The 13,806-nt window shown below is 42.3% G+C and carries 12 protein-coding genes and 2 pseudogenes; 11 read left to right on the top strand and 3 right to left on the bottom strand.

The window, feature by feature from the left end; all coding sequences use genetic code 11:
• Positions 1–140: 140 nt before the first annotated feature.
• The 11 genes from IPP77_14110 to IPP77_14060 all read left to right on the top strand — a co-directional run bounded on the left by IPP77_14110 (position 141) and on the right by IPP77_14060 (position 10,882).
• Positions 141–764, top strand: coding sequence for a hypothetical protein (locus tag IPP77_14110; protein MBL0310756.1), 624 nt, complete (start codon positions 141–143; stop codon positions 762–764).
• Positions 757–1,014, top strand: a complete 258-nt coding sequence (locus tag IPP77_14105) for an acyl carrier protein (GenBank protein MBL0310755.1) — start codon at positions 757–759, stop codon at positions 1,012–1,014. Before IPP77_14110 ends, IPP77_14105 begins: the two co-directional genes overlap by 8 nt.
• Before the next feature lie 14 nt (positions 1,015–1,028).
• Positions 1,029–2,225 (top strand): beta-ketoacyl-[acyl-carrier-protein] synthase family protein, encoded by a 1,197-nt coding sequence (locus IPP77_14100; GenBank protein MBL0310754.1) that lies wholly within the window; start codon positions 1,029–1,031, stop codon positions 2,223–2,225.
• Positions 2,222–3,277 (top strand): beta-ketoacyl synthase chain length factor, encoded by a 1,056-nt coding sequence (locus tag IPP77_14095; GenBank protein MBL0310753.1) that lies wholly within the window; start codon positions 2,222–2,224, stop codon positions 3,275–3,277. Before IPP77_14100 ends, IPP77_14095 begins: the two co-directional genes overlap by 4 nt.
• Positions 3,270–4,037 carry a polysaccharide deacetylase family protein gene (locus tag IPP77_14090; GenBank protein ID MBL0310752.1) on the top strand — a complete coding sequence of 256 codons (768 nt, stop codon included), beginning with the start codon at positions 3,270–3,272 and terminating at the stop codon, positions 4,035–4,037. Before IPP77_14095 ends, IPP77_14090 begins: the two co-directional genes overlap by 8 nt.
• A gap of 11 nt (positions 4,038–4,048) precedes the next feature.
• Entirely contained in the window at positions 4,049–4,678 is a 630-nt protein-coding gene (locus IPP77_14085) for an outer membrane lipoprotein carrier protein LolA (GenBank protein MBL0310751.1), read from the top strand.
• A 78-nt stretch (positions 4,679–4,756) separates the two neighbouring features.
• Entirely contained in the window at positions 4,757–5,119 is a 363-nt protein-coding gene (locus IPP77_14080) for a hypothetical protein (protein ID MBL0310750.1), read from the top strand.
• 35 nt (positions 5,120–5,154) lie between these two features.
• Positions 5,155–6,300: a DUF2062 domain-containing protein gene (locus IPP77_14075; protein MBL0310749.1), complete on the top strand. Its 1,146-nt coding sequence runs from the start codon at positions 5,155–5,157 to the stop codon at positions 6,298–6,300.
• Positions 6,301–6,827: 527 nt separating this feature from the next.
• Positions 6,828–9,302 carry an endopeptidase La gene (gene lon, locus IPP77_14070; protein MBL0310748.1) on the top strand — a complete coding sequence of 825 codons (2,475 nt, stop codon included), beginning with the start codon at positions 6,828–6,830 and terminating at the stop codon, positions 9,300–9,302.
• A gap of 89 nt (positions 9,303–9,391) precedes the next feature.
• A complete protein-coding gene (gene porQ, locus IPP77_14065) occupies positions 9,392–10,447 on the top strand; it encodes a type IX secretion system protein PorQ (GenBank protein ID MBL0310747.1) in 1,056 nt (351 codons plus the stop codon).
• 102 nt (positions 10,448–10,549) lie between these two features.
• Positions 10,550–10,882 carry an STAS domain-containing protein gene (locus tag IPP77_14060; GenBank protein ID MBL0310746.1) on the top strand — a complete coding sequence of 111 codons (333 nt, stop codon included), beginning with the start codon at positions 10,550–10,552 and terminating at the stop codon, positions 10,880–10,882.
• 570 nt (positions 10,883–11,452) lie between these two features.
• On the opposite strand, the pseudogene lpxB reads toward IPP77_14060, so the two are convergent.
• The 3 genes and pseudogenes from lpxB to surE all read right to left on the bottom strand — a co-directional run bounded on the left by lpxB (position 11,453) and on the right by surE (position 13,731).
• A pseudogene (lpxB, locus tag IPP77_14055) lies at positions 11,453–12,549 on the bottom strand (lipid-A-disaccharide synthase).
• 25 nt (positions 12,550–12,574) lie between these two features.
• Positions 12,575–12,895 (bottom strand): hypothetical protein, encoded by a 321-nt coding sequence (locus IPP77_14050; protein MBL0310745.1) that lies wholly within the window; start codon positions 12,893–12,895, stop codon positions 12,575–12,577.
• Between the two features lie 9 nt (positions 12,896–12,904).
• Positions 12,905–13,731, bottom strand: a pseudogene (gene surE, locus IPP77_14045) (5'/3'-nucleotidase SurE).
• Positions 13,732–13,806: the final 75 nt, after the last annotated feature.

Below are 13,806 nucleotides of genomic sequence, written 5' to 3'. Positions count from 1 at the left end.
TTCATTCCTCTGTTACATTAATTCTAAAAGTAGGCAGTAGCCTCCCTGTATGAAACTTATCTTTGGACTGGCTATCATCTGTTTTGGTTAATGATACATCGTCCATATCCTCATATTTTCTTTCTTGCAGGCTGTTTAAAATGAAAGAGAACTGTTTTATTTCTTCTTATGTTGTCATTCGGGACCAGGAGGTTTGGCGAGAAGGGAACTTGCTTTATAAGGACAAGAACAGTGCTGAAACTGGTTTTCTGGATCAGGTTTATGAGTTTTTTGAGATGAACTATCCCCGTTTCTTCAAGATGGATCAACTGTGCAAAACGGGGTTTTTGGCAGCAGAAATTCTATTGAAAAATCAAGACTGGAAGGCGGGTTTGGCACCCGAAGAGTTGGGAATTTTTATTTCTAATGCAGATTCAAGTCTGGATACAGATATTCGTTATGAAGAGAGCATAGCCGGAACCCCCAGTCCTTCGCTTTTCGTTTATACGCTACCGAATGTGCTGATCGGGGAATTGTGTATCCGTCATCAGGTGAAGGGCGAAACAGCCTGTTTTGTTTTTGATATATTTGACCCTCTGTTTCAGTCGGCTTATGTGGACTCGCTTTTTGAAACAGGAAAAATAAAATCCTGTATTTCGGGGTGGGCAAACTACTACAATGGCAAAGCAGAGGCTTATTTTTATTTGGTAGAGAAAGTAGAGCATAAACATTCGCTGAAACACGATTCAGCAACTTTAAACAAAATCTTTAAGTCTAATGAGTGATTTGATAGCAACCTTAAAGGCGCAGATTGTAGAACAACTGAACTTGAAACACATTAAGCCAGAAAATATTGGCAATGATGAGCCTTTATTTGCCGAAGGGTTGGGTCTCGATTCGATTGATGCGCTGGAGCTAATTGTATTATTGCAACAGAAATATGGCATCAAGTTGGTAAATCCAGAAGATGGTCCCAAAATATTTACGTCTGTCAAGTCTATCGCTGATTACATTCAGGCAAACAAACCACAATAATTTTACAAGATTCCATGCGGGTATTTATAGCGGGCAAAGGAGTCATCTCTGCTATCGGTAAGGGTGTTTCTGAAACGCTAACTTCATTTCGTACGGGTCAATCAGGCATAGGAAAGATTTCGGTGCTGACCACTAATTACGGTGGAAAAATTCCTGCGGCTGAGGTGAAATTGAATAATAGAGAGTTAGCAAAGCTATCGGGTTTAAGTGAAGAAGCGCCACGGACAGCTTTATTGAGTATGATTGCTGCCGAGGAGGCAATGAAAGATGCTGCCATCCCTGAAATTGGAAGATGGCGAGTAGGTTTTATTTCCGCCAACACCGTTGGCGCGATGGATAAAACCGAGGATATCTTTGGAGATTATATGGCCGATTCTTCATCGGAAAAGTTGATTGATGAGGTGAATTACGACACCGGATATGTCACAGAATTGGTAGCTGATAAACTGAGAATCAAAGACCATATCACTACCATCAGCACAGCCTGTTCTTCTTCATCCAGCAGCCTGATGTATGGTGCCAGAATGATTAAGAATAATTTGCTTGACGTTGTTTTGGCAGGTGGTGCAGATGCGCTCTCGCGTTTCACGCTCAATGGCTTTAACTCGCTTATGATTCTAGATTCTAATCCTTGTACTCCTTATGATGAAAACCGGAAGGGATTAAACTTGGGGGAAGGCGCCGGATACGTCGTGCTGGTTTCGGAAAAGGTAGCAGCTACACTAGCGGAAATGCCTGAAATTGTATTGAGCGGATATTCAAATGCGAACGACGCTTTTCATCAAACGGCTTCTTCGCCTGAAGGGAAAGGGAATTTTCTGGCGATGAAGAAAGCACTAGAGATGAGTGGACTGGATCCGAAGGATATAGATTATATTAACCTGCACGGCACCGGCACGCCGAATAATGATTTATCGGAAGGGGTGGCGATTCAAAGGATTTTCGGAAAGGTGCCCGATGCGAGTTCTACAAAGACATTTACCGGACATACCCTTGGAGGCAGCGGAGGTATTGAAGCGGTATTTTCCCTTATGGCTATGGAAGAAGGAGTCATCTTTCCGAATCTTCGTTTTCAAACAAAGATGAAGGAGTTGGATTTTGTTCCGGTAACTAAACTGAAGGAGAACAAGGAAGTTAATCATGTGATGTCTAATTCCTTTGGCTTTGGCGGAAATTGTTCATCGCTTATTTTTTCAAAAGTAAAAGGATGAAACTCTACATTAATGGTATGAGTTGCATCTCGCCGCAACATACTTACGATAATCAAGTGTTTCTTAAGGAGGTGAAAGAATATATGGTGAATCGTCTGTCATGCATCGAGCCGGATTATGCGGGTTTATTCGCCGATGCCGCAGCTCGAAGAATGGGACGGCTGATGAAATATGGTTCTGCTTCTGGTTTGATGGCGTTGAAGGATGCAGGGATAATTACCCCCGGAGCGATTAGTACTGGCTCTGCTTTGGGATTACCGGAAATCTCACAAAAGTTTCTGCGCCATGTGATTGAATCGGATGAAACTACGGTGAGTCCTACGGCATTTATTCAATCTACACATAACACGATTAGCTCCAATATCGCCCTGCTCACGAAATGTCATGCGCATAATAATACGTTCTCCAACCGCGGCTTTTCATTTGAAAGCGCTTTAACCGATGCGAGACTGATTGCTGCCGAAAACTTAGACAACATTTTAGTAGGCGCTTATGACGAAATCAGCGATTATAAATATGCTGCGATGCTAGTGGCGAAAGAATTGAGAAATGAACCTTGCAGCAGTCTTAATATTCTTAAGCAAAAGAGTGAAGGTGTCATAGCCGGTGAGGGAGCTGCTTTTTTTGTGCTTTCAAAGCAACGGAATGATAATTCCTACGGCACACTGGTAAACAATAGTACATTTTATAAACCGGATGGAAAGGAAGATATAGTCCGGCGCATTTTAACTTTCCTGAAGGAGAACAATATAGGATTAAAGAACTTAGATACAGTAATTAGTGGTGTGTCGGGTGATAATATATCAGACCGAATCGCTGATGAGTTGAATGCTGAACTTTTTTCAGAACAAACTATCGTTGCCTACAAGCACCTTTGCGGCGAATACATGACTTCTTCCGCTTTTGCCTTTTGGCTGGCAGCCCAGATGATGAAAACTCAACAGATTCCCGAAGTGGTCATTCTGAAAAACCAAAACAGAAGACCCCGAAATATCCTCTTCTACAATTGCTATTTGGGTTATCATTCACTGATGCTCTTTGCTCATGTTTAAACATCGGTATATCCGCATAGTCTTTGTGTTGGCCTTGCTTGTTTTAATTGGAATGGACTATCTGGTTGACTTACCTTGGTATCTTTATTTGATTCTGGTTTTGACTTTTCTATTCATCACTTTTTTAGGCAGTTACTTCATTCGTCTAAATTATTTCACCGAATCGCTTTGTCATGGGAGCCGGGCTAAAAAGGAAATAGCCCTCACCTTTGACGACGGGCCTTTAAAAAACTTTACTCCGGAGGTGCTAGATATACTGAAAGTCGAGAAGGTGCCTGCTGCCTTCTTTTTGATTGGAAAGAATATTTCAGGTAATGAATCATTGCTTGAAAGAATGGCAAAGGAAGGTCACCTAATTGGCAATCACAGTTTTGATCATGGGTTCTGGTTTTCACTGAATGGAAATAAGAAAATGATAGATGATTTGAAACGATGCGATGAAGAGATAAATCGAGTGACCGGTTTGTCGCCAAAATTGTTTCGCCCACCTTATGGGGTAACCAATCCAACAATTGCTAAAGTTATTCAGGAACAAAAGTTTACCAGTATTGGATGGAGTTTGCGCACGTATGATACGGTTGCCAAATCACCAGAACAGTTGCTGGTAAAGACGCTTAATAACTTAAAGAACGGTGATGTTATTCTGTTTCATGACTGGGGAAAGCATACCATTAGCATTCTTTCTAAACTTATCTGCGAGGCTCGAGAGCGTGGTTATAGATTCGTTTCTTTGGATAAACTGCTCGATGTAAATTCTTAATTTAACTCGATATGAGACCAATCATTTCACTTGCGTTACTTCTTTTTTCCTGCCTTTCTTCGTCGGCTCAATCTTTTGTTCCGGTGAAGGATGAGGCTATTACGCGGAAAGAGATTACGGAGGCCTCGCAGAAAATCACCTCCATTCAATGCAATTTTAAACAGGAAAAGAATCTTAGTATGCTTGTTGACAAAGCGGCTTCGCAAGGAAAATTTTATTTCAAGAAAGAGGGAAAGATACGGTTGGAATATTTGCAGCCAAAGAAAAACCTGCTAGTCATGAATAATGGAAAGATGCTAGTGGCGGACGGAAAGAAATCAAGTCAGATAGATGTACACCGCAATCGTATTTTCCGACAACTGAATGACGTCATCCTTGGATCAATTAACAGCACGTTGTTTTCGGGGAGTGATTTTTCTTCCCGCTTTTTCGAAAATTCAACTTTAGTAAAGGTTGAATTGACGCCTTTAACAAACGCGCTAAAGAAATTTCTTTCAACAATTGTTCTTGTTTTAGAAAAAAAGGATTTCACCGCTTTGCGAATTGAGATGAACGAACCTTCCGGTGACAATACTGTTCTCACCTTTAGTGGCAAGGAGATAAATACCCAGATCAACGATTCTCTCTTTGCCGTCAGGTAATTCTCTTTATTATTGCAATACTTCAATCATCCATCCATTTCCTAATTTAGTCCTTAAACAAAATACAGCGCTTTCGACATGCTACTTGGAACTTTCTTCAAAATCCTTCAATCTGACAGAGATGAACAGAATTTTCGCGTGGAAGTAGCTGTTGATGCTCAGCACCCTATTTTTAAAGGGCACTTTCCTCATTTACCTGTGGTGCCTGGTGTTTGCCAAACGCAGATGTTGATGGAGACGCTTTCTCATCTGTTGCAACGAAACGTTGAAATCAAACGTGCTCATCATATTAAATTTCTGGCTTTGCTAAATCCTGAAAAAGTGGAACGTCTGATGATGGATATCAAGATTGAAAAGGAGGAGGGCAATGAACTGTATATATCGGCCACTTATTCTACGCCGGAGGAAATATTCTTTCGTTTTAAAGGTGAAGTTCATTAATGGACCAACACAACTATCGGCAAAAGTTTAAAGACCTGCGCTGTTGTGTGCTGATTCCTACTTATAACAACGGTGTCACCATTGCATCGGTTCTCTCGGGGGTATTGGAATATTGCGATGATGTTTTTGTGGTAAACGATGGATCTACTGATAACACTTCAGAAATATTAATGGGATTTCCTGCGGTCAAGGTTTATTCATACCAGAAAAATGTGGGTAAAGGCTGGGCGCTTCGTCAGGGATTCGATTTGGCAAGAAAAAATGGCTACGATTACGCTATCACCCTTGATTCAGATGGTCAACATTTTGCTGACGACCTGCCTGCGATGCTTGAATCGTTGGAGAAGAATAAGCATGCAATTATCATTGGTGCCCGAAATATGGAGCAAAGTTCTGTGCCGGGCAGAAGCAGTTTTGGTAATAAGTTCTCCAATTTTTGGTTTAATCTTGAAACGGGTATCTCTCTGCCTGATACCCAATCCGGCTATCGCTTGTACCCAATTCGTGAATTAGAGAAGATTCGTTTTTTTACCCGCAAATATGAATTTGAGATTGAGGTTATTGTGCGCGGTGCATGGAATGGTTTGGATGTCATTACAATTTCGGTGAAAGTATATTATCCGTCTGCAGATGAACGTATCTCTCATTTCCGACCTTTCAAAGACTTTTCACGAATCAGCGTATTGAACACAGTTCTTGTCTTCTGGACCTTTGCATATATCAAGCCCCGAGATTTTGTTCGCTCGCTTTTCTCCAAAAATTTCAATGCCTTGTTGGAGGATTACCTGATACGCTCACACGAAACCGCCGAAGTAAAAGCTTGGTCGGTGGCAAATGGTGTTTTTTTTGGCATTACGCCGTTTTGGGGTTTCCAAATTTGGTTTGTCCTTTTCTTTGCTTGGGTGTTCCGATTAAACAAAGGATTGAGCATTCTAAGTTCCAATATCAGTATTCCGCCCATGATTCCCATTATTGTTTTCGCCAGTTATCAGTGTGGCCGGATTTGGCTGGGTGGAAATAACATGAATTGGAATCTAAGCCAACAATTTAAACCTGAAATACTTCAGCAAAACGTATTTCAATATGTGATAGGTAGTTTCACCTTGGCAACTATTTTGGCATTTCTTTCAGGTTCTTTAACCTATCTTCTAGTTAAGTCATTGAAAAGAAGGGTAGTCTAACTTGGTTTTGCCACCATTATATTCCTGGGAAAGTAAAGTACCCAAGGTTTTTTCAGTGGATTCCGGAATGCCTATGATCACGAAACCTTCTGACTAATCTTTCGTACACCTCTTTATATGTTGTGTGAAATGACCCTATGCTTGACCACTCCCAAACTTGCCAGCGCCCTTAATTTTGACTGAATAATTAACCCATGAAAAATTCTAATTTCTCCGTACGCGGAAATGAACAACAACACTTTAGCCAGAGTTTATCAGAGCAACTACTTTATAAGGGCATTGTTGGCGCGCTTGTTTTAGCTATTACTATCTGCATTCTCACTTGGTTTTAGAAGTAAACTCAGACACAATTTTATTTTACTGATATTCCTGACCACCTTACCCTATATTTGGGTATTATACCTCGTTGGGTAGTTAATCAATCAAACCTTCCTGCCAATTTTGTCTGCTTCAATAGTTTGGCATGGCTATTGACTTACCTCTGATTCTGTTATTTTTGAGGCTTGAATTTTAGAAATATGGACATGATGGATTTCTTCCAACAACCGATTAGTGATGATGATTTTGATATGCTGCCACTTCTCCCGGAGGAGGATGGCGTGGATGGAAAGGACCTAAAAATACCTACAGAGCTTCCTTTATTGCCTTTGCGCAATACTATTCTTTTTCCAGGGGTAGTCTTACCCATTACGATTGGGCGGGACAAGAGCATAACAGCTATCAAAGAAGCCTATAAAGCGGACAAGTTGGTTGGTGTGGTCGGACAAATTGACGGAAATGTAGAAGAGCCGGAGTTCAAAGATATTTTCATGACGGGCACGGTGGCACAGATTCTGCGCATGATAAAAATGCCGGATGGTTCCACTACGGCTATTATTCAAGGAAGACAGCGTTTCACCGCAGTTGAATTAATTCATGCCGAGCCATATATCCGTGCCAGAATAGAAGTGTTGCATGATATCATGCCAAAAAACGACAAGGAATTTGAGGCAGCGCTGATGACTATTAAAGATTTGGCGGGCAATATTGTGAAGTTGAATCCCCAGATTCCGTCGGAGGCGGCGATTGTTTTAAAGAATATCGCCAACCCGGTGACAATGCTTCATTTTATTTCATCCAACCTGAATTTATCTACCCGCGAAAAGCAATCGCTCTTAGAGGTGGCTGATTTAAAAGAGCGCGTGAAGCTAGTGTTGGATTACCTGAATAAGGAAATCCAAATGTTGGAGATGAAGAACCAGATTCAGGGAAAGGTACGTCAGGAATTGGATAAACAACAGCGCGATTATTTCCTGAGCCAGCAGTTAAAAACAATTCAGGATGAATTGGGCATGAATTCTGCCGATAAAGACATTGACCGCTTGCGTGAAAAGTCATCTAAGATGAAATTGCCCCTCAAGGTGAAGGAGCAAGTAGATAAGGAATTGGACAAATTACAACGGATGAATCCTGCTGCGGCAGAATACTCTGTGGTGCTGAATTATCTAGATTTAATTTTAGAGTTGCCTTGGGGAGTTTATACCAAAGATAATTTTGACATCAAACACGCCAAGAAGGTGTTGGACAAAGACCATTATGGTTTGGAAAAAGTGAAGGAGCGCATCCTAGAATATTTGGCGGTGTTGAAATTAAAGGGTGATTTAAAATCTCCGATTCTTTGCCTCGTAGGCCCTCCGGGAGTGGGAAAAACTTCTTTAGGACAATCTATCGCTCGGGCTTTGGGAAGAAACTATACTCGCATTTCGTTGGGAGGTTTGCATGATGAAGCCGAGATACGCGGCCATCGCAAAACATACATCGGTGCCATGCCCGGTCGGATTATTCAAAGCCTGAAGAAGTCCGGCAGTTCTAATTCGGTTTTGATTCTCGATGAGATAGATAAAGTGGGTGCAGATTACAAAGGCGACCCGAGTTCGGCCTTGCTCGAAGTTTTAGACCCGGAACAGAATCATGCCTTCTATGATAACTATCTGGAACTGGAATACGATTTAAGTAAAATCCTCTTCGTTGCCACAGCCAATTCTTTGCAAACGATTCAACCGGCTTTACGCGACCGGATGGAGATTATCCCCTTAGAAGGTTATTCAGTGGAAGAGAAAATTGAAATTGCCAACAAACATTTACTTCCCAAACAGATTGGCAATCATGGATTGAAAGTCAAACAGGTTCAGGTAGGCAATAAAACTTTGGAACGTTTGATTGAGGAATATACCAAGGAAAGCGGAGTTCGCGAATTAGATCGTCAATTGGCCGCTATCATGCGCTATGTCGCTAAGAAGGTAGCGCTGAAAGAAAAATATCAGCCTCAAGTGAGGCCAGATGATTTAATCAAAATCCTGGGCCCGGAGAAGTTCGACAAGAGCATCTACACCGAAGAAAACATTCCGGGTGTTGCCGTTGGCATGGCTTGGACTTCGGTAGGTGGCGATATTCTTTTCATTGAATCTACGCTGAGCAAGGGAACCGGTTTAGTGACTTTGACTGGTAACTTAGGCGATGTGATGAAAGAATCAGCGACGACGGCTATGACCTTTTTGAAAGCCAATGCCGCTAAACTTCAAATCAATCCTGATATATTCAGCAAGGTGAATGTCCATATCCATTTCCCTGAAGGGGCGGTTCCAAAAGATGGACCGAGCGCCGGGATAACTATTTTGACCTCGCTTGCTTCTTTGTTCACGCAAAGGAGAGTTAGGTCCTTTTTGGCCATGACCGGTGAAATTACTTTACGGGGAAAGGTGATGCCTGTTGGTGGGATTAAGGAAAAAATACTGGCAGCCAAGCGTTCCGGGATTAAAGAAATAATCATGTGCGAACACAACCGCAAAGATGTGGAGCAGGTAAATCAGGATTATCTAAAAAATTTGAAGTTCCATTATGTGAAAACGATGGATGAAGTGGTAGAGTTAGCCCTGATGAAAACCCGTATTAAAAATGGAATTGAGATCAGTTCTTTTCTAACCACGAACGGAAAAGAAGAGAAAAAACATTCGGTTGCATAAGTGGCAGAAACGCTATTGAATAATTAATTTTCACTACACACAATAATCTCAAAGCCTTTCTGTTTATTAGCGTCGAAATTTCTCAGCGCTTGAAGAAGGCTTTATTATTCTCGGTTTTATTTTTGACGGTACTTATTTCCTCTGCACAAATAGGAGGGGAGAGCACTTATGAATTTCTATCTCTTTCTCCATCCGCACGGGTGACGGCTTTGGGAGGAACCAACGTGACCCTTTTTGACCAGGACCTGACCACGCAACTATCTAACCCTGCCTCCTTAAACCCCCTGATGCACCGCCGCGTTGCTTTTGGAACGACCGCTTATCCGGGTGGAATCAATTTTGGAAACTTGAGCTATGCCCACCGCTTCAAAATTCCCGGAACCTTTGGCTTTGGTTTGCAATATGTCGCTTACGGTAAATTCAAAGAAACGGATGAAGCCGGAAATGTTACGGGCCGTTTCAATGCTGGAGAGATGAATATTTATGCCGGATACGGTTATCAGTTTGGAAAACTTTTTTCGGCAGGAGTGAACGCTAAATTCATTTATTCTCAATTAGCCGGTTGGAGTTCTATAGGTATGGCCACCGACTTTGCGGTGATGTTGCACGACACCGCACATCTCCTGACGGCTTCTATCGTTGCCAAAAATATCGGTACCCAGTTCAAGGCATACAACCGGGGCGTGCGCGAACCTTTACCTTTTGATTTGCAGGCAGGGTTTGCTTTTGGTTTCAAGCATGTGCCTTTCCGTTTTCATCTTACTTTCCACGACCTATATCGCTGGAATATCCGCTACACCGACCCTGCCGAATCTCAAAATAGCGATCTCTTTGCCGATACCAGCACCAAGGAGAAAAAATATTTTGCCGATAAACTATTCAGACATATCATCATCGGACTGGAGGTGAATATCAAAAAAGTGGTTTTTCTCCATGTAGCCTATAACCACCTTCGTCAGCAGGAGCTCAGGCTGGCTACGAGGAGGGGCTTGCCCGGTTTTTCTTTCGGCTTGCGGATAAACATACGTCAATTTGATTTCAACTATGCGCTGCAACCTATGGCTCAGGGGCAAACGCTCAACTATTTCACCCTTTCTGTTAATACAGCTGGTTTTGTGAAAAGAAAAAAAATTCCTGAATTGTAAACGGTACCGGTTCCGTGGTAGCCGGTGCAACCAAATCTTTTTATTACCGTAAACAAGGATATATCATCATAATTTTTACCTTAGTATTAAAATTCCCCCCTTATGAAAAGCGAAAACAAAGAAGGAACACTGGTTATTTACCTCGAAGGTAATATACTGGGCATGCAGTTTAACACCGAAGTCATGGGTCTGATTACCCAACATATTGGGACTGGCAACAAAAACGTGTTGTTCAATCTCATGGACGTGAAATATGTGGACAGCGCCGGATTAGGCTTGTTGTTAAACGCAGTTTCCAAGACAAAAAATATTGGTGGCCGCTTGGCCCTTTGCAATTTACCCGAGCAAGTCAGCAAACTCCTCAAAACCACCAAAGTAGAAAGCATTTTCCTGATTTATTCAGATGAAGCAGCAGCTATTACTGCGCTGAAGTAACAAAGATTCTTACCGTTCCATTTCCTTCTATAAGGCTGTTTTCCAAATAAATATTGGCTCTGTGGATTCCACAGAGCCAATATTTATTTGGAAAATGAGGCTGTGGATTCCATAGAACGGTTTGGGATAAAAAAATGCCGCTGTAGCTTCCACAGGAGTCTGTTCACTAAACTGTGTCAAATTTTAACCCTGACACAGTTTAGTGAACAGACCCACTTGCTACCTTCCCCAAGGTACTTGGTACCTTCCCCAAAGTACTTCGTACCTTCCCCAAGGTACTTGCTACCTTGCCCAAGTCACTTCGTACTTTCCCCAAGGTACTTGGTACCTTCCCCAAGTTACTTGGTAACTTCCCTAAGGTACTTCGTACTTTCCCCAAGTCACTTGGAGATTGTCCCAAGTCAGGCATACAAATGGCATTAGTAAGATGCAAAAAATTGTAAAAATCAAACCGGCTCCGGCCCCCACGTGCCGTTGTTGATGTTTAGTTCCTCCATTGAAATAAATATATGGAACATCACCAACAACCGTAATGCAATTTGTTTGTTGGTGCACTTAATATAAATCTAATCAGCTATTCTTCTTCCCCAAATACCCCACCATCAACTTCGCGGCTCTTTCAGAAGCGCCTGCTTCGCCGAGTTTGCTTTTCAATAATTCATAACCGGACAGAATTTGTTCGCGGCCTTCGAGGGTAAGAATGTTGCGCAGTTCTTTCACCAATCGTACCCGGTTCACCTCATCCTGAATTAATTCTTCTACCACCTTTTATCACAAATCAAATTGACGATGCAGATAAAGCGGATATTCTTAATCAGCATTTTGGCGATATGGTAAGAAACAAAACTTCCTTTATAACAGATTACTTCAGGTACTCCCAAAAGAGCTGTTTCAAGAGTTGCCGTGCCTGAGGTGACGATAGCGGCGGTGGATTGTTTAAGGGTGGAGTATGTCTGGTCTAATACCAGTTCGCAAGGGGTATCAGAGATTATGTTTTCATAAAACTCCCGACCGATGTTGCTCATACCGGTTACTACAAAACGATAATCTGGGAATTCAGAAATTACTTTAAGATATTCAGGAAGTAAGTACGAAATCTCCTGTTTCCGACTGCCGGGGAGGATGGCGATGGTTTTGTTATCTCTTTGCAAATCCTGCTTCTCATCTTTTATTTCATCTAGCAGCGGATGGCCAACGAAATCTACTGTAACATTATACTTTGCATAAAACTCCTTTTCAAATGGGAAGATGACAAACATCCGGTCCACATATTCCCTCACCTTGTGAACCCGCGATGTTTTCCATGCCCAGAGTTGCGGAGAGATGTAGTAGAAGATTTTGAACCGGTGCTGTTTCAAAAATGAAAAAAGCCGGAAGTTGAAACCGGGATAATCAATCAGGATAACTACATCTGGTTTATATTCCAGTATATCTTTTTTGCAGAAGCGAAGATTGGCGAAAATAGTTCCGAGATGTTTCACCACTTCCCAAAATCCCATGAAGGCGAGATCGCGGATGTGTTTGACAACCGTTCCACCGGCAGCTTGCATTTTGTCGCCACCCCAACAACGAATTTCAGCTGCGGGGTCTTCTTTCTTTAAAGCACGGATAAGATGAGAACCATGCAAATCGCCCGAGGCCTCGCCAGCAATGATGTAGTATTTCATCAGACAGCGCTATGGAAACAAATCATCAAACGAATTTGATAATAGCTATGGGAATGGCATAAATAATAGTGGCACCAATCACCCCGCGCGCAGCGTTATAGTAGTCCTTCCAGATAAGTGGAAAGAAGAGAAACAGGTTCATGACGGCACCGAAGCTCAACATGGGAGAAAGCACGGTGGGCGAGCTAGCCATTTGGAGATAATATTCGATGGTGTACTCCCGAAAGTTGAGGAAGTAGAAAAACACTAAACCCAACAAGGGGGCAACCATTCCGGGCAGAAAGCCCACCCAAAAACGATCCCATTTGTGAATGGTGGGAGAGGGATTGAAAATTTTATCAAGCATGTCGTGTATTTAGAAATTAAAAGTATCGCCACTCTCTCTCGGAACCGACTCATTTCCCACATCGGTCTTCTTGAAATTCCAACTTTCGTTGATGAAAGGGATGGCATGATGTGCAGTGAGATCGTGTTGCACCGGAACCACACTGACATACCCATTCGCCAAAGCCCATTCATCGGTGTCTTGCCCGTGATCATAATTCACAAACTTACCGGTGAGCCAGAAATAAGGCTTGCCCATCGGGTCTTGTCTTTCAAGATATTCTTCCTCCCATTTTGCATGAGCTTGTCGGCAAATTTTCATGCCTTTAATTTCGGCTAAAGAAAGTTTAGGAATGTTCACATTAAGCAAAGTGTACTTGGGAATGCCAAATTTCAAAACCTGCTCTGCAATCAATTTGGCGTAGTGAGCCGCCGGTTTAAAATCGGCTTCGTGTCGATAGTCAATAAGGAAAAACCAATAGAAGGAATGCCTTCGAGGCTGGCCTCCACAGCGGCGCTCATTGTGCCCGAGTAAAAAATATTGATAGAAGAATTGGACCCGTGGTTGATACCGCTGACGCATAAATCTGGATGGCGGTGCATCACTTTGTCAACTGCCAGCTTCACGCAATCAACCGGTGTGCCGGAACATTGATAGGACAGGAGGTCGCCAAAATGTTTTGCCTCCGTCAATCTTAAAGGTTTATTGATAGTGATGGCGTGGCCCATGCCGGATTGAGGTGAATCAGGAGCGACGATTACCACCTCTCCTAAATCACTCATTGCCTCCACCAAAGCCCGAATGCCGGGCGCGGTGATTCCATCATCATTTACAACTAATATCAGTGGTTTGCTCATGATGCGATATTAAGGATATTCTTTTCAAGGATTGCCAACCGATTATGCAAGAAAGGTGTGAATGGTCTTTAATTA

The sequence above is a fragment of the Bacteroidota bacterium genome (assembly GCA_016722375.1).
GTDB lineage: Bacteria > Bacteroidota > Bacteroidia > Chitinophagales > LD1 > Bog-950.
This window is presented reverse-complemented; position numbering and strand designations above follow the sequence as displayed.